14 protein-coding genes and 1 pseudogene are annotated in these 20935 nt (G+C 60.0%); 3 read left to right on the forward strand and 12 right to left on the reverse strand.

Annotated features, from left to right (window positions below):
* Positions 1-81 precede the first annotated feature (81 nt).
* Positions 82-768 (reverse strand): N-acetylmuramoyl-L-alanine amidase family protein, encoded by a 687-nt coding sequence (locus ACUTAG_RS13190; protein ID WP_446650210.1) that lies wholly within the window; start codon positions 766-768, stop codon positions 82-84.
* A gap of 383 nt (positions 769-1151) precedes the next feature.
* Here ACUTAG_RS13190 and ACUTAG_RS13195 point away from each other — a divergent pair, with 383 nt between their 5' ends.
* Positions 1152-1937 carry a 3-hydroxybutyrate dehydrogenase gene (locus ACUTAG_RS13195; protein ID WP_020925942.1) on the forward strand — a complete coding sequence of 262 codons (786 nt, stop codon included), beginning with the start codon at positions 1152-1154 and terminating at the stop codon, positions 1935-1937.
* 90 nt (positions 1938-2027) lie between these two features.
* On the forward strand, positions 2028-2690 hold the full coding sequence (gene tenA, locus ACUTAG_RS13200; RefSeq protein WP_026382094.1) for a thiaminase II: 663 nt from the start codon (positions 2028-2030) through the stop codon (positions 2688-2690).
* Positions 2691-2731: 41 nt separating this feature from the next.
* Here the strand turns inward: tenA and ACUTAG_RS13205 are convergent, their stop codons facing one another.
* The 11 genes and pseudogenes from ACUTAG_RS13205 to ACUTAG_RS13255 form a co-directional block, all read right to left on the reverse strand.
* A complete protein-coding gene (locus ACUTAG_RS13205) occupies positions 2732-3079 on the reverse strand; it encodes a CZB domain-containing protein (RefSeq protein WP_006389811.1) in 348 nt (115 codons plus the stop codon).
* Positions 3080-3236: 157 nt separating this feature from the next.
* A pseudogene (locus ACUTAG_RS13210) lies at positions 3237-3437 on the reverse strand (Hsp70 family protein); the annotation flags it as partial.
* A 349-nt stretch (positions 3438-3786) separates the two neighbouring features.
* Positions 3787-3990 (reverse strand): hypothetical protein, encoded by a 204-nt coding sequence (locus tag ACUTAG_RS13215; RefSeq protein ID WP_080564321.1) that lies wholly within the window; start codon positions 3988-3990, stop codon positions 3787-3789.
* A gap of 365 nt (positions 3991-4355) precedes the next feature.
* A complete protein-coding gene (locus ACUTAG_RS13220; RefSeq protein WP_108914025.1) occupies positions 4356-4616 on the reverse strand; it encodes a deaminase domain-containing protein in 261 nt (86 codons plus the stop codon).
* A 63-nt stretch (positions 4617-4679) separates the two neighbouring features.
* Positions 4680-5231, reverse strand: a complete 552-nt coding sequence (locus tag ACUTAG_RS13225; RefSeq protein WP_131727064.1) for a hypothetical protein — start codon at positions 5229-5231, stop codon at positions 4680-4682.
* The gene (locus ACUTAG_RS13230; protein ID WP_173010588.1) at positions 5228-5884 is read right to left on the reverse strand and encodes a hypothetical protein; all 657 of its coding nucleotides are present in this window, start codon (positions 5882-5884) and stop codon (positions 5228-5230) included. The genes ACUTAG_RS13225 and ACUTAG_RS13230 overlap by 4 nt, the downstream gene beginning before the upstream one ends.
* Positions 5885-5935: 51 nt before the next feature.
* Positions 5936-6883, reverse strand: coding sequence for a hypothetical protein (locus ACUTAG_RS13235; protein WP_159070199.1), 948 nt, complete (start codon positions 6881-6883; stop codon positions 5936-5938).
* 1353 nt (positions 6884-8236) lie between these two features.
* Entirely contained in the window at positions 8237-8683 is a 447-nt protein-coding gene (locus ACUTAG_RS13240) for a hypothetical protein (protein ID WP_131727704.1), read from the reverse strand.
* A 554-nt stretch (positions 8684-9237) separates the two neighbouring features.
* Entirely contained in the window at positions 9238-9624 is a 387-nt protein-coding gene (locus tag ACUTAG_RS13245; RefSeq protein ID WP_131727705.1) for a hypothetical protein, read from the reverse strand.
* A 2-nt stretch (positions 9625-9626) separates the two neighbouring features.
* The gene (locus tag ACUTAG_RS13250) at positions 9627-17903 is read right to left on the reverse strand and encodes a hemagglutinin repeat-containing protein (protein WP_446650211.1); all 8277 of its coding nucleotides are present in this window, start codon (positions 17901-17903) and stop codon (positions 9627-9629) included.
* A gap of 69 nt (positions 17904-17972) precedes the next feature.
* Positions 17973-19712 (reverse strand): ShlB/FhaC/HecB family hemolysin secretion/activation protein, encoded by a 1740-nt coding sequence (locus ACUTAG_RS13255; RefSeq protein WP_446650212.1) that lies wholly within the window; start codon positions 19710-19712, stop codon positions 17973-17975.
* A gap of 273 nt (positions 19713-19985) precedes the next feature.
* Between ACUTAG_RS13255 and ACUTAG_RS13260 the strand changes: the two genes are divergently transcribed.
* Positions 19986-20747, forward strand: a complete 762-nt coding sequence (locus tag ACUTAG_RS13260; protein ID WP_049054922.1) for a uracil-DNA glycosylase — start codon at positions 19986-19988, stop codon at positions 20745-20747.
* Positions 20748-20935: the final 188 nt, after the last annotated feature.

Genomic DNA, 20935 nt, shown 5'->3' on the forward strand with positions numbered 1-20935 from the left:
GGCCCCCTCGAAACCGGGATTTTATCCATCTCGCCGGACATCGCCATTTTTCCGGCCCGTTGCCCCGCCCCGCGCGCCAGGCTAGCGCGCCTGGCAAGCCTGCACGCCATCGGCAATCGCGCGAGCCAGCCGCTGGATGGTCTCGGGCTTGGCCAGCCGGGCTTCCTCATCCGGATTCACGATCACCCCCGCCTCCACCAGCACCGCCGGCATCGTGGCGGTCTTGAGCACCGCCAGCCCATCGTAGCGATGCACACCCAGGCGCGGGTCCAGCAACGGCCGGTTTTCACCGGCGATGGGTTCGGCGTGATACAGCGACGGCTTCTCGCCCGCCGCCAGCAGCGCTTCGCCGATCGCCTTGGCGCAGCGCAGGCTGTCCTCATAACGGGGATTGAGCCGCGACACGAAAATAGAAAACCCCGCGAATTCGCGCTGGCGGCCGGCGTCGATGTAGTGCTGCTGCATCGAGTCGTGGTGGATCGAGATGAAGAAATCCGCACCCGGCGCGATCCGGGTACGGCGACCCAGCGGCACCTCGGCGCCGTCGGCCGACACCCGCGTCACGCGATCACCCGATGCCTGCAGGTCGGCCGCCACCGCGCCGCTCAGGTCCAGGTTGTACAGGTACTCCACCCGCCCGCTGGCGCCTGTCGCGCCCGGCAGCCGGGGCGTATGACCGGTGTCGACCACGACATGGGCGGCCTGCGCCAAGCCCGCCGCCAACCCCAGCACGGACGCCGCGATGCGGCGCGCCCATCTGCCCGCCATTTTCCCGCCCACTCGACCATCCATGACTGCTGGCACGTTTGTCTTCGCCCTGTAAAGAACCCGGGTAGCCACCCCTGTGGCGGCACCGACTGCCGCGGATTCTCGCGCAGCCGGCCGCGGCCGGCAATGGCAGCTTGCAGCGCTGCGGGGCGGATTCGTAACAACCCACGCATTGCCCGTCGCCTGTCGTCCACGATTGCCTCTCACCCGCGAATCGCCGCATGAACATCGGCGCAATGCCCGCGCGGAAGCAAATGACATGGATGGTTACCGGCGCGTGGCGTTCAGGCCGCTCTCATTTTGGCGCGCTACCATCAAAGCCATGCCCCTCGCATCCGCGGGCGCATCCCGGCTCGCGGCATCCTTACCCGGAGGTCCCCAGCATGAGCAATCTGAACGGAAAAGTCGCCGTCGTCACCGGCGCCGCCAGCGGCATCGGCAAGGAAATCGCGCTGACCCTGTCGCGCGCCGGCGCCGCGGTCGCCATTGCCGACTTGAACCAGGCCGGCGCCGACGCCGTCGCCCGCGAAATCGAACAGGCCGGCGGCAAGGCCATGGGCGTTGCCATGGACGTCACCAACGAAGACGCCGTCAACCAGGGCATCGACCGCGTCGCCGCCGCCTATGGCAGCATCGACATCCTGATCTCGAACGCCGGCATCCAGATCGTCAACCCCATCGAGAACTTCGCCTTCGCCGACTGGAAGAAAATGCAGGCCATCCACGTCGACGGCGCCTTCCTCACCACCAAGGCCGCGCTCAAGCACATGTACAAGGACGATCGCGGCGGCGTGGTCATCTACATGGGCTCGGTGCATTCGCACGAAGCCTCGCCGCTCAAGTCCGCCTACGTCGCCGCCAAGCACGCGCTGCTGGGCCTGGCGCGGGTACTGGCCAAGGAAGGCGCCAAGCACAACGTGCGCTCGCACGTCATCTGCCCCGGCTTCGTGCGCACGCCCCTGGTCGAAAAGCAGATTCCCGAGCAAGCCAAGGAACTGGGCATCAGCGAAGAAGACGTGGTCAAGAAGGTGATGCTGGGCGATACCGTCGACGGCGTCTTCACCACCGTCGAAGACGTGGCGCAGACGGCGCTGTTCCTGTCGACCTTCCCCAGCGCGGCGTTCACGGGACAGTCGTTCGTGGTGAGCCATGGGTGGTACATGCAGTAAGTCTTGATATCCTTGGGTCGCGGTCACGGCGCGCTTGCTTCCCGCGCTTGCTTCCTTTACGCGCCGTCCGATTTCGACTCAAGGATTGCCATGTCTTTCAGCACCGACGCCTGGGCGCGCAACGCCGCGCTGTACGAAAAAACGCGCACCATGCCGTTCAACCAGGAACTGGCCAGCGGCCAACTCAGCGAACAGGCGTTCCGCCACTACATGATCCAGGACGCCCACTACCTGCTGGCCTTCGGCCGCGCCCTGGCGGTCGCCGCCGCCAAGGCCGACCATGCCGACGGCGTGGTGCAGTTCGCCGACGCGGCCAAGAACGCCGTGGTGGTCGAACGCAGCCTGCATGAAGGCTTCATGAAGCAGTTCGGCATCGACGCCGAGACCTTCGCCAGCACCCCGCTATCGCCGGCCAGCCATCACTACACCAGCTTCCTCATCGCCACGGCATGGAGCGCCCCGTATCCGGTGGCGCTGGCCGCGTTGCTGCCGTGCTTCTGGATCTATGCCGAGATCGGGCGCGACATTCACTCGCGCGCGACCCGTCCGAATCCGTATGGGGCATGGATCGATACATACGCCGGGGAGGAATTCCACGCGCTGGTGCGTGAAGTGATTGCGTCAGTGGACCAGGCAGCCGAGAAGGCCTCGCCCCAGACGCGGGACGAGATGCACCGGGCGTATACGCATGCGGCGCAGTTGGAGTGGATGTTCTGGGATTCGGCGTATCGGCTGGGAGAATGGGCGGTGTGAGGGACGCGGCGGCGCCTGTCGCGTGACAGGCGCGCCTTCCCTTACAGGTGTCGCTTGAAAGCGATGATGGCCGCGCCAACCGCGCTGGAGGCCTGCGAATAGGGCGTGCCGGTGCCCATCTCCTTCTCCGCCTGCTCGTACTGATTGCTGTTGATCAGACGGGCGATCTTGCCTGCCTCGGCATGAAACGCCTTGTGCTTCTGGACGATCGCGCCAAACTCGGGCTTCGCGCTGTACTTCAGCTTCCCTTCCCCATATAGCCAGACCCCGAGCTGGCAACAATTGTCCTTGCCAATGGTTTCCGCATCCATCTGCTCCTTTCTGCTGATGGCGGAGCGGAACTTCAGTTTCCACTCGGCGTGTTTTTGAATCGATTCATCCAGGTTCATGCTTGGCTCCTTCAACTGAGGCGGCAACGATTGATTTGCCCCACTTGGAAAGAGTAGAGAATCGAGACCGGGCACGACTTGTTTGGCGTCATGGACCTGGGTTGCGGGCAGCCGGAAAGGGGCGGGGCGGGAGAATATCAGACTAAAGGTGGATGCGCGCGATGGAGCGAACCTCCATCACACCCTCGTATAGTTCCAGTACCGACACATCGAAGGTGCCACCGCCCAGATCGAAGACTAGGAATTGGGTCTCGTCTTCACGTTGATGCAGACCATACGCCAGCGCCGCCGCGGTCGGCTCGTGGATGAAACGCTCGACCTTCAGGCCAGCCAATTCGCCTGCATCGCGGCTCGCCTCTATATATGTGTGCTTATCGAGTATCGAGCATAATTTTGGATGCGACTATCGAGATATTTTTGACTCTTTATGGGCACATCACGCTCGAGATATCTTAACAATGCCTTCAATAAACGTCTGCATAGAGCGGAGGGCATCTGACGCCCTTTTCGCAAATGCTGGTTTATGCGAATCTTGACTCCTGATAGCTCAGACTTCGCAGTACGCCATTGCATTAATCGAGGCCACAATCGCCTCATGCAATCTGCAGTTCATTCAACTACAACTCTCGGAAACAACTCCACTGCCGATGGCTGCTATTGTTCCATTTTCTACCAAAGCAAACTAAAAATTGGTCCAATAAAATATACTAACCTATCCATTTAACCTCAAAATCAGCTAGCTGGGTTTGAAGTTCTGCCTCACGCTCGAACCAGCAATCAAACCCCTCAGTATCACTTCTCTTCAAGTAAAGATAATATCCGCCAGTGTCGCCATCACGATCATCAGCAACAAGGATTTTCCAGCCAGAATATTCGCCACTTACAACAACACCCCTTCGAACAATAGACATATTTACACCTCAGTCCTTATAGGGAACATGATTGTTAGAAACATATTTCCCAATCACAGGGTCTTTAACTCCAAAATCTACGCGCTGCGCGGCACCTGCCTCCAGTTGAATCTGCTTTCCAGCATTAACGAAGGATTTCCAGCTTCCCGTAGGATCAGCAGCGAGATCACCCACGCGAAGACGGCGCGATCGATAAAGAAACGCGCCATGGCGGTTTACATTTTTTCGTTATTTCCCGCGGTCGCTACGGGCGCGCTTGGCGCGGCCCGCTCGACCGGTTCGATTGCCACGTTTAGACAGTTTGCGCAAGCTGCTTTCTCCGTTAGAATACTTACAGTCCCTCTTGCGGAGATATTGCCTCCCAATTAATCAGCAATATTGTCTAGGATTTTGTATTCCGTATCTATTCCCCGATAAACCATATCTCCGGCCTTGTTGGGTACAGATTGAGCCACAAAATTTCCACTTCCAGAGCCAATAAGCCCTTTACCGGCATCAAAGATTTGGCTGTGCGCAGCCATCTGTCTAGGTATTCTGGGAATATCTATTTCTGCGATTACTACATTACCACTGCGCCGTAAATTAGACGGCAATCCAACTCGAACACCCATGACCCGCTGGGCCATCGGAGCGGTATCGATCAGCGTCGCAGTCGCTTTTGCACCGAGTGAGGAAACAGCCCCCCCGGCTTAAGCGCCGAGGGGGGCTGGACGATCTGGGATTTCCAGATAAAACGATTCCGCATGAATTTCCCAAAACATCCATCCAGGCCCAGGAGGAACGTCAAGAACACCTTCCAAGAAATACTCTTTTATGTTCGAAACCGTGGTTTTCGGTAGATCAAAATTCTCTATAAGCTCGCCGCCTCCCGGCTCTTTGCCGCCCTCTATATATTTGCCTATCTTTCTGAGCGAAAAAGAAACACCTTCAAAAACAAACCAACAATTTCCAACGTATTCATATTTTAGGACTTCCGCGCTTATTGTCTTGTCCTCATAACCCACCCATTCTCCGGAGTTTTCCAGGCGCCCAACAAGAAGCCCATCGACTTTTCTGGTCTCACTATATTTATTCCCGTTCCATGGGTCATAGAAATACTTTCGAGGAAATATATCTCTTAAGCCCGAAGACACGCCGAGCCCATCTTTCAAATAAACCTTCAGCACATTTCCCGAAAAAACATGCGCCCCATATACAGACATATATACATCCAGTGAACCAAAGTCAGTATCCAGCCTCATTTGATTCGCTCCAAAATAATCGTCCTCATGCTTGAAACGTCTTTGACCGGCGTCACTCCATCCGATTGCATAAACGTCTGACCAGCAAATCGTGAATCTAAACCCCCATTATTCTGTACAACCCTTAACCCTAGAGAGTCCAGCTCCGCCTGGCTAGGCAATTTCCCGTAAGGATTCGCAGCATTCGCGTTGATATAAATTTTCCCTCCGGGCTCCACTACGCGAGTAGCCTCCGGTAGAAAACTCATCATCTTTCCGCCAGGACCCATATATGGGTTTGTAGCGATTACCTCGCCTAGCGATCCGTCTTTGAAAGGCAATTTCGTCGCATCGGCACGGATGCCCGATTGAATATCGGCGCGGATATCTACGTTTATTGCGCCGGGAGTCTGCGCATTCTTCCCGCCGAACAGCTCAACGGTGGGCTTCCCGCCTGTTGCTTTTGCACCGCCAAGGGCCGACGCCTTGGCCTCCTCAGCTACCGATTGTATTCTCCGGCCCGCGGCCGATCCACCACCTTTCACCCCCGCCGCCAGCGCCGGCGGTACAAACGCCGCCGCGAACGTCTCGCGCCGCATCGCTTGCAGGTCCTGGGCCTCTTGCTGCGTCAGATGGCCGCTTTCATACAGCTCTTGCCCGGACATCGAGGCCAACCAAGAGCCTTTGCCTGCCGCTTCGAGTTCTTGCTGGGCGGCATACGCCCGTCACTCCAGGTTCGAGTAGTACTGTTTGCGTGCCTGCAGTAAGTTATTCGCAGCTGTAGCCGCTTCCGTGCGATCCAGGCTGTTGGCCTGTACTTCCAAGGCCGTGATATCGGCGCGCAATTCTTGCGCCGCCGCCGCGCAGGCACCTGGGTTCTCAAGGCACGCACTGTCCGCTGCATAGTTGCGTTCCGTACTAATAGCCTGCAGCCGGCGCACCTCCTTCTTGGCTTGCGCGCACACATCCCCCGAGCATTCCTTCCATGCTTGAAGGGCCGCGAGGTACGACTTGAGCTCGTCTGGCTTGAGATAGTTGTTTTCGGTCTCGTTGGTAGCCGCGAAAACCGCCTCGGCGCCAGACACGCCTGACGCTTGCGCGATTCCCGCTACCAGCGAGCCGACCAGGTTGCGACGTACCTCCTTCTCTTCCGGGGTCATCTTTGATGCATCACCACTCAGCAACGCATTAATCACAGCCCCGGAACCCGCACCAAGTGCTCCCGCGCTGCAATCGCTGCCCTTGCCGGCGGCCCCCGCACATCCCACAATCGCGTGCATTGCGGCGCGAGCGGCTTCCGCCTGCGGCCCGTCTCCCAGTGCCGAGACAATCTCCTTTACCTGGGACGCCGCCAACCCTTGCAAATAGTTGACCGCGACAGCCTGTATCGCGTCACCGGTGGCGCCGGTCACATTGCCGCTCACCGCCCCCAGGATCGCGGTCAGCCAACGACGGCTCTCGCCACCCGGCCCCCACGTCTTCGCATCCTCAAGGGCTTGCCGCAACTGATCTCGACGCGGTCCTTCAGACTCATTCTTCAGCGCATCTTCCAGCGCTTTGGCTTCCTTGGCCCGATTCGTCAAGAACTGCCCCACCTGTCGGCTAGCTGCCGATGCGATCTCGAACCCCGCTTCGATCTTCTTCTTGTCGAAAATCGGCTTCAGCGTGTTCAACGCATCCGAGGTATCCCGGTCCAACGACGCGATCGTCTCCGCGACAGTCTTGCCAGTCAGTGCCCTCTGCCCTTCCTCATTACGGATGATGATGGTGCGCCGCTGACAGCGCTTCGCGTGGGGGAGCTGCTCTTGCCGCTAGCAGCAACAACTGTCGGGAAGCCTGCGGAAAACCCTCCGCTCGACGCCATCGACGTGCTCGCATCCTTGCTTGCGTCGTCAGCCCCCTGATTACCCTTGGTGATACCCAAACCAGCGGGCTTTCGCCACCCGCCGAAGCACTATCGCCGAACGCGAAATCTCCGCCCACGGCGATTTGAGTGGCGCTATAAGTTATCACCCGATAAGTATCGGTTATCTATCGTCTTTTTCGATATTTGAAAACTGCCTTTAGAATTCTGGCGCGACCGTGGTGCAGTAACCCAAGCGCGTGCGCAACCGCAACTGCCAATGGCCCAACAATGGAATCAATATGCTCAATGTCATATCATCAACGCGCTGGGCAGATCATCGGCGATCAAATATCACTTTTCTCGCCAAAAAAAATATCGCTCGACGTGTTTAGCCAATCCATATAAATCTCTATAAGCAACAGGTCCAAAAGAAGGAATTTTTTGAGAAATATTCATTTATATTGAACAGATCATCACCGAAAGATTTCTTTTTCAAAAAAACCTAGGCGGGCATTATTGACCAAATAACACCCGACATACCCTCTCGCTTACGAGACTGCAACGTCCACTGCAATTCTCCATCATAACCATGGACTGCTGTTTTTAGATTTTCAACAACATTATTCGATTCATCTTTGAATCTGAATGAAATGCAGGGTGGGTAGCTAGAATGATCGTGAATTTCGGCGTGATCAACGACCCATATTTCTGGAAATCGACGTTGAAATCGCCTCCAAGCCAGGGGCGCCAGCCTTTCAATAAGATTTAATAGCGCCCCCTCTTGCGCCAGTATATTCTGAGCACTCATTGCATTCCCCCCCAGCTTCGTCGATATCGACACTCCGTCCGGATTCATTCCTCGCACATGCATTTCCCAATCACCTTTTGGAACAGGAGAATTTGATAGCCTCGGATCGTGTACACATCTACCGTCTGTATAGAGCAATCAGACTAATCGGGGGGTAGTGCGCGGGCGCAAGGAAATCTGCCCCTGCAAATATCAAACTTAACCTGGAAGTCATGCTTACCCGTGGTCACAGTAGCGTTTATCGCCAGCACACTGCAACACAACCGCGTTTTTTATTGCTAGAAGTCGGGAGGTTATATGGCCGTGGGCTGCATTTTCGACACACATACCCGCTCCAAATCGAAATCACATCGCTGAGTCAGATTCAGCACCTCATTTTATATTTTTCTTAAAATGCATCACCAAACCATCAAGATCTAGATACGCCACCGGCCCGAAGAGCGGATACTCTTTCGCAAAAAACTCATATACCGTAATTGAATTATTTTTCAAAGCTGGTCTCATCGCAATAACATCCCCGGGCGCGATCAACCAATTCGTTCCAGGCAAATTCTCTCTAAAATGCGGTTCCAGCACCCACCGCAACTCTCCTTCATAAGTGGAAATCAAATTTCTCAAGGTCGCTATAACTCCTGCCTGTTCCTTTTGAAACCGAAAGGATATGTACGGAGGGAAGCTGGATCTATCTTCTATCTCAGAATGATCCTTCACCCACACATGAGGATATCTTTGCTGATATTTTCGCCATGCCAAAGGTCCCATTTTTTCTATGAAATTGAGAATAATTCCTTCCCTGGCGGATATTTCATTTGAAATCACTGAAGCCTCTTTAGCTACGTGGTGAAACTACTCTTGCCTAGCGACGACCCGATCAGCAAGCAGCAAGAACGCCCCGCCTTACGAAATGGGGCAGCATTACCCGCTTCCCAGTTCCCGCCACCTCATTACCCTAGGTGGCGCGGCGACCAGGCCCGACGCACCTTCGCTACCCGCAAACGTACTCCCACCGACTCCAGCCCAAACTGCGGACCGGCCTGCTCAGCGTACCACCTGCAGTTTTCAGGGGGCCACTGGCGAAGATGCGGCTCTTGCCGTTGACTATGTCGCCCGACAAGGTGGGCATTACCGCCGACGATGATCGTGCCAGCATCTCTCTGGCGATGCGTGTCTCACGCCTGATCTGACTCACTTAGTAGAAGTGACATCCCAACGTAAATCAGCGAAAGCTGTATCGCACGAATGCAACTCAATCCCGCTCAACGGGAAGATATATATTTAAACCAACAATCACCGTTTAAATTCACAGAAAGAATCTTGCCTGACATGACTTCTCGCCCGTTTAAACAGGAAGGATTATGGGGAAATCATAAAAATCACCACCACTTAGCAAAAGAATCAAATGAACTCTTAATTGCAGAAATATCATCACTATCCAATGATGATTCATATTTCATTTCCGCGACCGCGCCGAAGACACTTTCTTTGCGTCGAAACCATCGAAGAACATATCGACCAGATCCTTGCACAATTTCCAGAGAAAAAAGGCCATCCAAACTGGTCAAATGGCACGAAGTGCGGCCCAGACTGTAGTTGAATATATCGAAATCCTTACATGCGATCCATACCTCCCCGCGATACAGGAAAGACTCGGAAAACGCATTTGATTCGACCTCGAATTTAAACTTCACAGATGGAAGGCGCTCATCGGTTTCGACGACATCAAGCGAAATTCTTATAGGCCGAAAGAACTCAATATCCATTTTTACATCTTTGGAAGAGCATGAATAAGAACTGGATATCCTCCAGCATCCCGTGTCGGAGAGAATTTTAATTCCCAACCACCAATATTTATGACCTTATCGTATGGAACTCCGGATTTCGTCGCGGTATTGACCGCAGCCTGTAGGCTGGCCAATTGCTGTTGGGATGCTAGGCGGACCGCCTCTGGAGTGTAGTTTACGGCCTTCATCTTGGCATACTCAGCAATGTGTTCTGTCGCATTTCCGTGCACCCACACTGTCTGACCATTTGACAAGGACAGTTCAAAAGACTTCGGAATTACTGACCCAGGATAATTCGGCTGGGTAGACTTAATAAAGTCCCAAACGGTACCGGTTTCCCTAACAGGCGGTGCAGGCAGAAATGATCCGGCTGGCTCGTATTTTCCGGTAATCGGATTTTGCCTTGCCAACACAGTCTTACCATCCGATGCCAACACCTCAGCATTCCGTACCGACCACGAAGCACCATCGGCATAGGCCATCTTAGCCGTAGCCATCTCCAACGATCCACCTGCCGCCCGTGTGGCACTGAGCCGAATAGCGTCTAGGACGGGCCCCTTCACCACCCCTACGATCCCGCTCGTCGCAAGATCGAAGACCAACAATGCAGCATCGACCTTGGGAGTCAATTCACTCTGTGTCTTGTACTGAACTAACAAGCTATCGAGTTCTTTGATTGACCTCGTCAGTTGCAACGCGCACGCCGGAACCTGACCGCAAGCAGACCCCGTCCCCAGCATGGACTCCAACTGATCCCGCGTCTCCTTTAACTCCTCCGGCCCGAAGACACTCTTCATCTGATCCAGAGCGGTCTGTGTACCCTTCGCGTGCGCGGCCTTGAGTCGCTGCAGCAATTCGACCTGTTCTTCCGGCTCCAGCTTCTCCATCTGCGCCAAGCGCCCAATAAGAGCTTGATCATGCAGGGGATTGAGGGAATTGTTGTCCAGCTCCGCAATCGCTGCGCTTGTGATGGTCGCGAGGCCCTCGGCACCCGCGACAGCGGCCGCACCCGCAATTAGCGACGCCACAAGATTGCGACGGGCCTCCGCATCCTCGTTGCTTTTGCCCTTCGAGCTGTCCAGCAATGCACTTATTACTACGGCAGCAGCGGCGCCAGCGGCGCCTGCAGCACAACTCTGGCCACTCGCCCCCGCCCCCGCACAACCTACGATCGCTTGCAACGCTGCATGCTCCGCGGAACCGCCGCGAATGATGCCTTCCCCTACCCATTTCCCGATTTGGGCCGCGCCTTGCTGCTGCAGATAGCTAACCACTGCGTTTTGCGCGATAGTGCTAGCCGCACCGGTCACATTGCTTCCCGTCGCAGCCAAGATTGCGTTGGCAACTTGCCGATATGTGCCACCTGGCAGCCATTGCTTGGCATTCTCGTATTGACGCTCGAGCTCCACATACCGAGTCGGGTCGTTCTCGGTACTCATCGCCTTCTTCAGTTCATCAGCCTCCTTCGCCCGATTGGTCAAGTACTGACCCATCTGACGACTGGCCTCCGAAGCGATCGCAAATCCCGCCTCAATCTTCTCCTTATCAAAAATCGGCTTCAGCGCATTCAGCGTGTCTGACGATGTGTCGCGATTCAACGAAGCAATGGTTTCCGCGGCCGTCTTTCCCGTCAGCGCCAACTGACCTGCCTCATCGCGAATCTCAATCTTCCCGCCGCTGATGGCGCTGTTGGTCGTCGAATTGGCTCTACCCGACGCACCCAGCGCGACGGGCACTCCCATGCCAACGCCACCGCTGGTCGTTGGCACCTTCGTCCCTGCTTCGGCTTTCGAGCCTCCGGCCACCTCCCCCTTGGAGGTGGTGCCCATGCCAACGCCGGTCTTCGAATCGCCCCAGCCATAGCCCCCACCCACCGCCACCTGGCTGGCCTTGTAGTCGGCTGTGTTCTTCAGATCCTGGACAACCAGGGTGCCGGTACTGACTCGGTTCAAGCCATCGATGACGGCTTGGTCCCCGCTGGCTATGACTCCGCCAATCAATGTCGTGTTGTTCTTGACGTCGACGATGAAACCGCCATTGCCCGCCTTCAACCCCGCCTGCTCGGTGGCGGACTTGAAGTCGCTGTTCATCTTGCCCTGCGAGACATTGGCGGACACGCTGCTGCTGCAATAGCCATATACGCAGATACTGGCGTTGATGCCCGCGCTTTGCTGCTTGGACTTATAGGTGCTGGTGTCCTGCAGCGTCTCGATGCGCAAGTTGTTGCCCACAGAAGCAATGATCTGGTCGGCCTGCCCCACCGCTCCGATAAGCGATGTGTCTCCACCAGACTGCAACGCCAGCGTATTCCCGGCGGTAACGGTTGTGTAGGTCCAACTGGTGTCCTTGCCATCCGCATAGCCGCGCGCGCCTCCTGCAGCAAGATTGACCACAAGGCCAAAGCCGTTGTTGCCCGCAGTCACCCCCACGCCGATGCTGGAATTCGAACTCTTGTTGGTTGTGTGCTGCTCGAAAGAGTTCTGGGCGGCCTGCAGCAAGATATCGCCATCAGCCTTGAGGACCGCGTTATTCCCGGCGGACAGACGCGAACCCGTCACGGTGATGTCGGAATCCTTGCCACCGCCTTTGGCGACGATGGTCAAGTCCTTGCCTGCCGCAACATTCGAGCCAGATACGGAAGTCGATTCCCGCTTGATGGTCGTTTGGCTCTTACTGCTGCCAAAATCGATACTGGCGTTGAAGCCGCCCGCCTTGTCCTTGGCCCCCATCACGGCATCGTAGGCATTGATGCCTGCCAGCCCGGTAGTCGCCAATGCAAGCCCCTGCATGACCTTGTTATCCGTCTTGCCGGCGGCCTCACCCATTCTTCCGGCAGTCTGCATCGCACTGACGACAGGGGTACTGGCGTTGATGCTGAAGCCAGACTGCTTGACCTCATGCACCTCGCGCTGGCGCATGGTGTCGGCCCCGCCAATGATGTTGACATCGCGCCCAATCATCGTGATGTCGCCACGACGCGCCAGAATGTCGCTGCCCAGTACGTTCAACGACCCCGCCGCGTTGATCAACACGTCGCCTGTGACACTGCCTATCGTGCTACCGGCGGCCAGTCCCCGCTCGGTGTCCGTCCAGTCCGTGGTTTGACGAGATCCATAGCTCAGGCCGCCCATCGCCCCAAAACCCGATTTCTTGACCTTTTCGTACTGGTACTCCTCCGACGTGTTCTGCGCTGCCACGATGTTGACGTTACGGTCAGCCGACATGACAAGGTCGTTCTGGGCTGCCACATTGGAGCCAACGACGTTCAGGTCGCGTCCGGCCATCAGCACTGCACTGTCGCCCGTGAAAGTCGAGGAAGCCGATGTTGTCCAGTCCGACTCGGTCTTGCGGTGTTCGCTCTTGCTCGACAGGAACCCACGCTTCTTGTAATAGGTCTCGCTGTAGGCGTAATTGCTGTCGGTGCCGGCGACGACATTGATGTCGCGTCCCGCCCCCACGGCCAGCTGCTTGTCCGAGGTGACTTCGGCCGCGCGAGCGTTCACGTCCTGTCCGGCAATCAGCGTGAGATTGCCGCCAGCGACGATGCGCGATCCCACTTCGGTGGCAGACCGCATCTCGGAGCGATTCTTCTTGCCGTAGTCGTATGACTCGGCATACCGCTCCTGCTCGGTGGTCAGGTTGATATCGTTGCCCGCCTGGATACGCGCGTCACCGGTCGCGGCAATACCCGCGGCCTGCGCGTTGACGTCGCGCCCGGCTTGCACATTCAAGTCACCGGCGTCGATACGCGCCACGCCGTCGACCCGCGTGCTGCTGACCCCGCCGCTGGCGTTCGATTGCGTCGAGGCTTTCAGATTGACATCGCGCCCGGCGCTCAACGCGACCTTGTCGCCCTTGAGCAACCCCGCCAGATTCTCGATATCGTTGCGCGCCGCCAGGTTTACCGTCTTGCCCTGCATCGAGCCAACAGTATTGCGTACGTTCTCGGCCTCGACGACCAACGCGTTGCGCGCGCCGATGGTGCCGCTGTTATTGACGTCGCCCGAGGTGTTTATGCGCGTGTCGCGCCCCGCGATCAACGTACCGTCGCCACGCAGGTCGCCCGGCTTGACGGCAAGATATACCTGCGGCGTAAGCACCGTCTGCTGGCTTCCATCAGGCAGCGTGACCGTCTGTTCCACCAGCCACACAATGTCGCTGGTCAGGTGCCGCATCTGCTCTTCGGACAGGGCCGTCCCCACCGTCAGCCCGTATTGAGTGGCGAAGTCCGCACCCGCGGCCAGCAGGGCCTTGTACTGGGATTCATTGTCGGTATAGTCGCCGACGAAGCGTTGCCCGGTGGCCAGCATGATCTGCTCGGCGACCAGCTTCTGCTCATAGAAGCCGTCGCCCAGACGCTTGAGAATGTGGCCGCTGTCCTGGTTGATTTTCTGCAGCAGAAAGTCGCTTGATACGGGTTGGCGCTGGCCCAGGAACCGGCTGTCGGTGGCGATCAGGTACGGCGCTTCCGGCGCCGTCATGACGCGATACAGGGTGTTGGTGGGAACCGTGGGCGGCAGGGTCACGACCCGAATGACCCCCTTGCCAGGCAGGCCGACCTCCAGGACCCGCGCGGGCGCCTGAATATTGGCGATGGCGCTGGCGCCTGGCGACCGATTGCCGGTCTGGGGCGGCGCGGTATTGCCGTCCGAGCTGGCCACGGCCAGTTCGATGCGCTGGGGCGCCACGACGTCCTTGTAGTCGGAGGTGCTTTCATTGCGATCCTGCCCTTTGCCGACCGTGCGCACTTCGATGCCTGTCCGCTCGATTGAACGGACACCTTCGGCGCCCACGTTGTTGATCGCGGGCCCCGCCACCGACAAGGTGCCACCGGCGACAATGCGGCTCTTGTCATTGGTGACCGTACCGGTGAATGTGGCGGCGCCGCCGACAATGATCTTGGCGGGATCTGTCGACAAGGTGCGGCTTTCCATGACGACTTCCTCGACCTTGTAGTAGAAGAAGTTCTTGACCAACCTGCTGTTGAAGTCCGCGTTGAAGGCGTAGATCTTTCCCGCGAGTTCATCGTGGCGGGCCTTGTTCAGGGCCAGCGCCTGCTCGCGTTCCGGCGTCGATACGAGGCAAATCTGATTGCCGTTGCATTTCTGTTCCACCATGGGAGGAACAGCCACGGGTTCGGCGACATCGAACACGCTCCAGATGCGTTCGCCCGCCTTGTAGCGCGGCCCTCCTGGCTGGGTGGCGCAAGACCCGCCGGCGTCGCCGCCGGGTCCGTCGCAGACATATTGGTCGGGCAGCCACGCGGGCGGAATGGGCGCGCTGACGCCGGCCTTGCCCCGCTGTCCCTTGAAATAGTCGAAGGGCGGCCCGTAGCGCGACTCGGGGTATTTTGTGGACGGCAGCAACAGGCGCCGCTCCGAATCATCCTCCAGGAACGTCACGGGATCACGGCCGCACAGTTCCGTCACGGCATCGCAGAGCCACAGCTTGGAGCCGTCCAGGAACTCGGTGGAATTCTCCAGGCGGTAATACAGCTTGGGACCGCGGCCGACCTCCACCGTTTCGCTGGCAAAGTGCAGATTGCGGTTCTGGATACTGGCCGCGGCGATGTCTGCGTTGCGCTCGGCCTCGATGGTGGCCGATTCGTTGGCCAGCAGCGTCGCCTGCCCCGCCGCCTTGCCGGCGCCGTCCAGCGCGCCGCCGATCCGCAGGTCGCCTGCCGCATAGATCAGCGCATGCTCGCGGTTGGTCAGCGTGCCCACGCCCAGGTCCATGTCGCCACGAGAGGCGATGACGGCGTTGGGCTCGTTCTGCAGCAACGGCGTCTGGATGCCGATGCGGTCGCCATAAATGCGTCCGGTGTTGACCAGGTTGCCGGCGGTGATGCGGGTGTAGCCGCCGTCGATCAGGCCGGCGTTGGCCAGCAGGCCGCCGATGACCAGTTCGTTGTTGCGCACGGCAATCAATTCACCGCCCGCGCGGTTGGTGAGCGTATCCGCCGTTATCTTCAGGTCCTGGCCCGAGTGGATCTTGCCATCGTTGTCCAGGCTGCCGGTCACGAGTTCCAGCGATGCTCCCGCGGTCAGCGCGCCACCCGTGTTGGCCAGGCGGGTGAAAGCCAGCGTGGCCTTGGCATCGGACGACACGTTGCCACGCGCGTTCTCGAGCGTGCCGGTGGTCAGCGCCAGGTCCTGTCCGGCGCCGATGCGACCGGCCTGATTGTCGACCGAACCGGTGTTCAAGGTGACCTGCTTGCCCATCAACCCGAGGGCCCCGGCAGCGGTGCCGCCAGCGCCCGCGATACCGTTGGCGAGCGTGTCGCGGTTGTTCACGCTGCCCGCGTCCAGGGCCAGGCCATTGTCGGCCTGGATCAGGCCGCCGCTGTTGTCGAGCACCCCCTGTGTCTTGAGCGTCAGGCCGCTCGCGGCGACGATGCCGCGGGTATTGGCCAGGCGCTGCGCATTCAGCGTCGCCTGGCCCTGCGCGGCGATGGTGCCGCCGATATTGTCGACGGCGCCGTCCGCATTCAGATCGAGCGCGCCGCCGGTCGCGATGCGCCCGCCCGCGTTCTCCAGGCTGCCCGTCTTCAAGTCGGCCGAACCGCCATACAGACCGCCGCCCTGGTTGCGCAGCGCGCCGGTGTTGGCAATGGCCAGCTTGCCATCCGCCTGCGCCACGCCAGCGCGGTTGTCCAGGCTGGCCGCCTGGATCTCGGCGCTGCCGCCCAACAGCTTGCCGCCCCGATTGTCCAACGCACCCGCCGTTTCGACACGCAGCGCGCCATTGGCCTGGACCGATCCGCCCTGATTGTCGATGCCGGCGTTGCCGCGCAACGCCACGCTGTCGCCCGAAACCACTCCCCCCGCTGCGTTGACCAAGGATTTGCCGCTGATGTCGACGGCGCCCGCGCCTGCCAGCGTGCCGCCGGTGTTGTCGACCATGCCTGCCACGCGGCCCTCGAGCGCGCCGCCGCTGGTGAGTTTGCCCGCGGTGTTGTCGAGGTTGGCGGCGCGCAGCGCCACCGAGCCGCCATAAACGGCGCCGCCGCGATTGCTGATCGCGCCGCTGGCGTCCAGCGTCAGTAGCCCGCCGGCGACGAACTTGCCGCCGGACAGGCCCAGCACGCCGGCGGTTACCGTGGCATCGCCGCCTGCCACGAGCGAGCCGGGGTTGAGCAGCTGGTCGACCCGCACGCTCAACGCGCCCAGCGGACTGATGGTGCCGTCGCTGCGCAGGCCTGCCGTGAATGCGCCCCGGTTCTCCATTTGACGCGCCACGATGCTGGCGCCCGCGCCTGAAGACATGGCGTTGTTGTTGGCGAACTTGCCGGCCGCGTTCAATGCCAGCGCGCCGCCCGCGGCGGCCGTGCCATCGTTGATGATGTCGCGTCCGCTTCGGACCGACAGGTCGGTGGCGGCCTGCAGGCGGCCCGACGGCAGGATCCTGACGTCGCCATTGGCGCTGACGCTAAGGGTGCCGGTCAGGGCCGCCAGGTTGCCGCCCACGTTCACGCCCACGCCGGCCTCGGTGCCGATCAAGCGGATGCTGTTGGCGTACATACCGCCCAGGGCCGCCACATCCAGCGCGACGCCCGTGCCGGCGCCATCGCCGGCCAATGCCGACACATCGATGCCGTCGTAGCCCACGCGCGCGGAGCCCGCCACCACGTTCAGACGATCAGCCCACACCTGCGCGTTCAGCTCCAGTGTTCGAGCCAGCAGGTCGACTTGACTGAGGTTCGCGCCATACAGGCCCGCGCCCTCGATGGCGAGACGACCGCTGGCAATGTCAAAGCCCAGGGTGCCGTCCGGACCGATCATCGGCTTGCCGGTGGTCAGCGTGGCGCGGTTGGCATTCAGGAAGCCGCAGCCGTTGCAGGTAATGCCGGCCGGATTGGCGACAATGACGTTGGCGCGGTTGCCCGCGACTTCCAACATGCCCATCAAGCGCGACGGATTGTTTGCCGTGACCTGGTTCAGGATGGTGGCGGCGCGCTGGTTGCCCAGCATCGGATTGCCCGCCACCTGGCCTGCCAGTTGCGTCTGGCTCGCCGCCCCACTGTTGTTCAGCACGACGCCCGAGGGACCGACGTTGAACTGGGTGAAGCGGTTGTTCGAGACGCCGCCGGCCGAGGGCGGCGCAATGTTGACCACCGGCACGCCGTTGGCTGTGCCCACCACGGGCCGTTGGCCCGCCACGTTCTTGTCCACGGAGATGGGCAGTGTCTGTGCCAGCACGGGCGTCCAGACCTGCGTATACAGCACCAACCAGACGACTACGGAACGAAGCTTGGACATGGCGAGGCGACTCTCGGTAAGCGTGAAGCAACAGATCGAACGGCGGACCGGGCCCAGGGCCCGCCCGGTCTAGAACTCGAACATCAGCGTGGCGGCGAAGACCGTGCTCTGGGTCTTCAAGTTGTCGGGTTTTTTCAGGGGCCAGCCGGCCGACAGGTCGTAGCTGGCGTTGACATAGGGCATGGCGATGCGCCCTCGCAAGCCGGCCACCGCGCCGACCAGCGTGCGGCTGGCCAGGTACTCGGCCGAAGGGCCGCCAACGCGGCCGGCATCCAGGCCCGTGTAAAGTTGCTGGCCCAGGTTGCCCAGGTTCAGCGACAGGTCATTGCGCAGGGTCCAGCCGTCTTCCGCGGCCAGCGTCATCTGGCCATCGAAGCCGCGCACCGCATAGCGGTTGCCGATGGTGAAGTAATCCGCGGGCACGATGGGCGTCTTGGCGTGCTGGATCTGCCAATTGGCCTGGTAGGCCATTTGCTGGCCGGCCACCTTGAAGGGCAGGTAAAGGCCGGCGTTGGCCGTCAGGATGGTGCTGCGGCCGTTCCAGTCGGGATCGCCGTAGACGTAGCCGGGCTGGTCGGAGAACTGCGGCAACGTGCCGCGCACGCCGCCGCCAAGATCCAGCACCATCTGGTCGATGTATTGGCGGTGGCCGTAGCTGAACTCGTAGCCGACCACGTCGCGCCGCTGCACCTCGATGTCGATGTCGTTGAGGGTGCTGTTGGCACGCTTGCGCAGGAACTTCAACATGGCGGTGCCCTTGTAGCTGGCGCCGCGGTACGGCACCACCGACACGCCCGCCTCGATCTGCTTGCTGGTGCCGCCGTAGACGATGGGCTCTTCGAAACCGGCCACCGTCTGGCGATAGCGCGACTTGCTGGCGCCGGCGAACAGGGTCCAGTAGCCGAACGGAATGCTGTAGTTGACCGACGCGGCGCGCGAGCCGGCGTCGTTGTTGCGCAGGTCGGCGTTGCTGTTCCAGGACACCGACAACTGGTCGTACAGGAACAGCGGCGAATCGAGCGTGAGTCCGGCGTTCACCTGGTTCTTGCCGGTCGATTCCATGCCGGCGTTGTCGCCACCCACGTAGGCATGCCAGCGCTTGCCGGTGCCGGGCTTGATGATGATGTCGGAATCGCCCAGCTCGGGACCGGGCGCGACGTCGATCGACGCGTCCGCCTGGCCGGCCAGGCGGCGGATATTTTCGAGCGCCTGGTCCAGGTCACGCTGATTGACCTCGCCGCCCGGCCAAGTGGGCAGCGCGGTGCGCCACCAGCCGGGCGCGCCGTCGCTCTTGACCCCGGAGATGCGGCCGGGCACGTAGCGCAGGGTCAGGGTGCCGCTGGCCAGCGATTGCTCCGGCACCAGCACGCGGGCGGTGATCAGGCCGCGGTCGATCAGGCGCGCCATCAGGTGGGCCTGCAGGGCTTGCAGGCCTTGCCCACCCACGCACTGGCTTAGTACCCCTTCGCTGGCCCGGCGCACCGTGGCAGGCGGCGCGGGGCCATCCCAAGCCACCTTGGCAACGGTAAAGCAAGGCGATTCCGTCGGCAGCACCAGGACACCGTCGGCCGCTGCTGGCGCAGCGGGGGCCGACAGCACGTCCGGCCGCTCGGCGGCGCGGGCGCGCTGGGCGTCCAGTTCCTGTTCCTGGCGGCGCTGGATGTCGCTGGCGCGCGCGGCCGCTTCCGCGGGCGAAAGCTGCGCAGCGGCGGGAGGCAAAATGGCGAAAATGGCGACGAACGAAATGGACAGCGCCAAACTGGGAAGACGCCTCTGCCGGAGGCGTCTTCGCATGAAGACGGTATGCACTTGTTTCTTATTGAAATTGCCGGTTTCCATCCATAACGGAAGATTCCGAGATTAATTAAGCGCACATTTCAATTTATGCCTTGTTTTCACAGACGTTCAGGCATGAACCAAAAAAATGCGAGTGGCGCACATCTTCGAACCAGTAGCATGCGATTACGCCGCAAATTAGCCGGGAGGCTGGCCGGCTGGCTATGAGATAAGTCTGAATTCGCTGCGCAAGAGGCATTTACCGGGCAAGCGCTGCCATGCCCGCGCTGTGCCAAAATCGCGCCCATGCCGATCGATAACCGCCTGATTCCCTCCGCCCTCGCCGCCCAGACGGCACAATTGCCCGCCGCCTGGCAGGCCGCCCTGCAGGCCCCACGCGTCGCCACGGCGCTACAGGCCGTGACCGCCCATGTGGAAAAGCGCCTTGCCGAAGGCGCGGTGATCTATCCGGCCACGCCCTTTCGCGCCCTGCACGGCCTGGCGCCCTCGGACGTGCGAGTGGTGATCCTGGGCCAGGACCCGTATCACGGCCCTGGACAGGCACAAGGGCTGGCATTCTCGGTGCCGGACGACTGCAAGCGCCCGCCCAGCCTGCGCAACATCTTCAATGAAATCGCGCAGGAATATCCCGGCACGCCGCTGCCGGCCGGCAATGACCTGACGCCGTGGGCCGCTCAAGGCGTGTTGCTGCTCAACACCGCCCTCACGGTGGAGGACGGGCAACCCGCGTCCCACGCCAAGCGGGGTTGGGAAACCGTGACGGATGCGCTCATCGCCCTGGTGGCGCAGGACCCGTCTCCGAAGGTTTTCATGCTGTGGGGCGCCCACGCCCAGGCCAAGCAGGCGTTGCTTCCGCACGACAGTGGCCATCTGGTGCTGATGGCCAATCATCCTTCTCCCCTGTCCGCCCGGCGCCCGCCCGTGCCGTTCCTGGGCTGCGGCCATTTCCTGGCGACCAACCGTTGGTTGAGCGACCAAGGGAAAAACCCTATTGATTGGAAGCTGGACAAAAAAATAATTCCCGCACAAGGCGAATTCGGGTTATGATCGCCGCACTGCACCAAACGAGTTCGGCATTTACCGCCTTGATTTAGCGGAAATTTCAGCAGTCTGCCGGGCAACCAAGCCCGGCCCATGCCGAACATCATCGATTCCTGACCTCCTTTCCTTTCGCCCTGCGTTCCAAGCAGCATCACGGGAACGCGCCACGCGCACGGTTGATTCGGTCGGCACGA

This window comes from Achromobacter sp. CSND-B12, from assembly GCF_052906545.1.

Excerpts from the sequence above, each read along its gene's own strand:
- ACUTAG_RS13215 (WP_080564321.1), bottom strand. The coding sequence starts at position 3,990 with ATGTCTATTGTTCGAAGGGGTGTTGTTGTAAGTGGCGAATATTCTGGC.
- ACUTAG_RS13220 (WP_108914025.1), bottom strand. The coding sequence starts at position 4,616 with ATGGCCCAGCGGGTCATGGGTGTTCGAGTTGGATTGCCGTCTAATTTA.
- tenA (WP_026382094.1), top strand. The coding sequence starts at position 2,028 with ATGTCTTTCAGCACCGACGCCTGGGCGCGCAACGCCGCGCTGTACGAA.
- ACUTAG_RS13250 (WP_446650211.1), bottom strand. The coding sequence starts at position 17,903 with ATGTCCAAGCTTCGTTCCGTAGTCGTCTGGTTGGTGCTGTATACGCAG.
- ACUTAG_RS13195 (WP_020925942.1), top strand. The coding sequence starts at position 1,152 with ATGAGCAATCTGAACGGAAAAGTCGCCGTCGTCACCGGCGCCGCCAGC.
- ACUTAG_RS13205 (WP_006389811.1), bottom strand. The coding sequence starts at position 3,079 with ATGAACCTGGATGAATCGATTCAAAAACACGCCGAGTGGAAACTGAAG.
- ACUTAG_RS13245 (WP_131727705.1), bottom strand. The coding sequence starts at position 9,624 with ATGGATATTGAGTTCTTTCGGCCTATAAGAATTTCGCTTGATGTCGTC.
- ACUTAG_RS13225 (WP_131727064.1), bottom strand. The coding sequence starts at position 5,231 with ATGAGGCTGGATACTGACTTTGGTTCACTGGATGTATATATGTCTGTA.
- ACUTAG_RS13260 (WP_049054922.1), top strand. The coding sequence starts at position 19,986 with ATGCCGATCGATAACCGCCTGATTCCCTCCGCCCTCGCCGCCCAGACG.
- ACUTAG_RS13190 (WP_446650210.1), bottom strand. The coding sequence starts at position 768 with ATGGCGGGCAGATGGGCGCGCCGCATCGCGGCGTCCGTGCTGGGGTTG.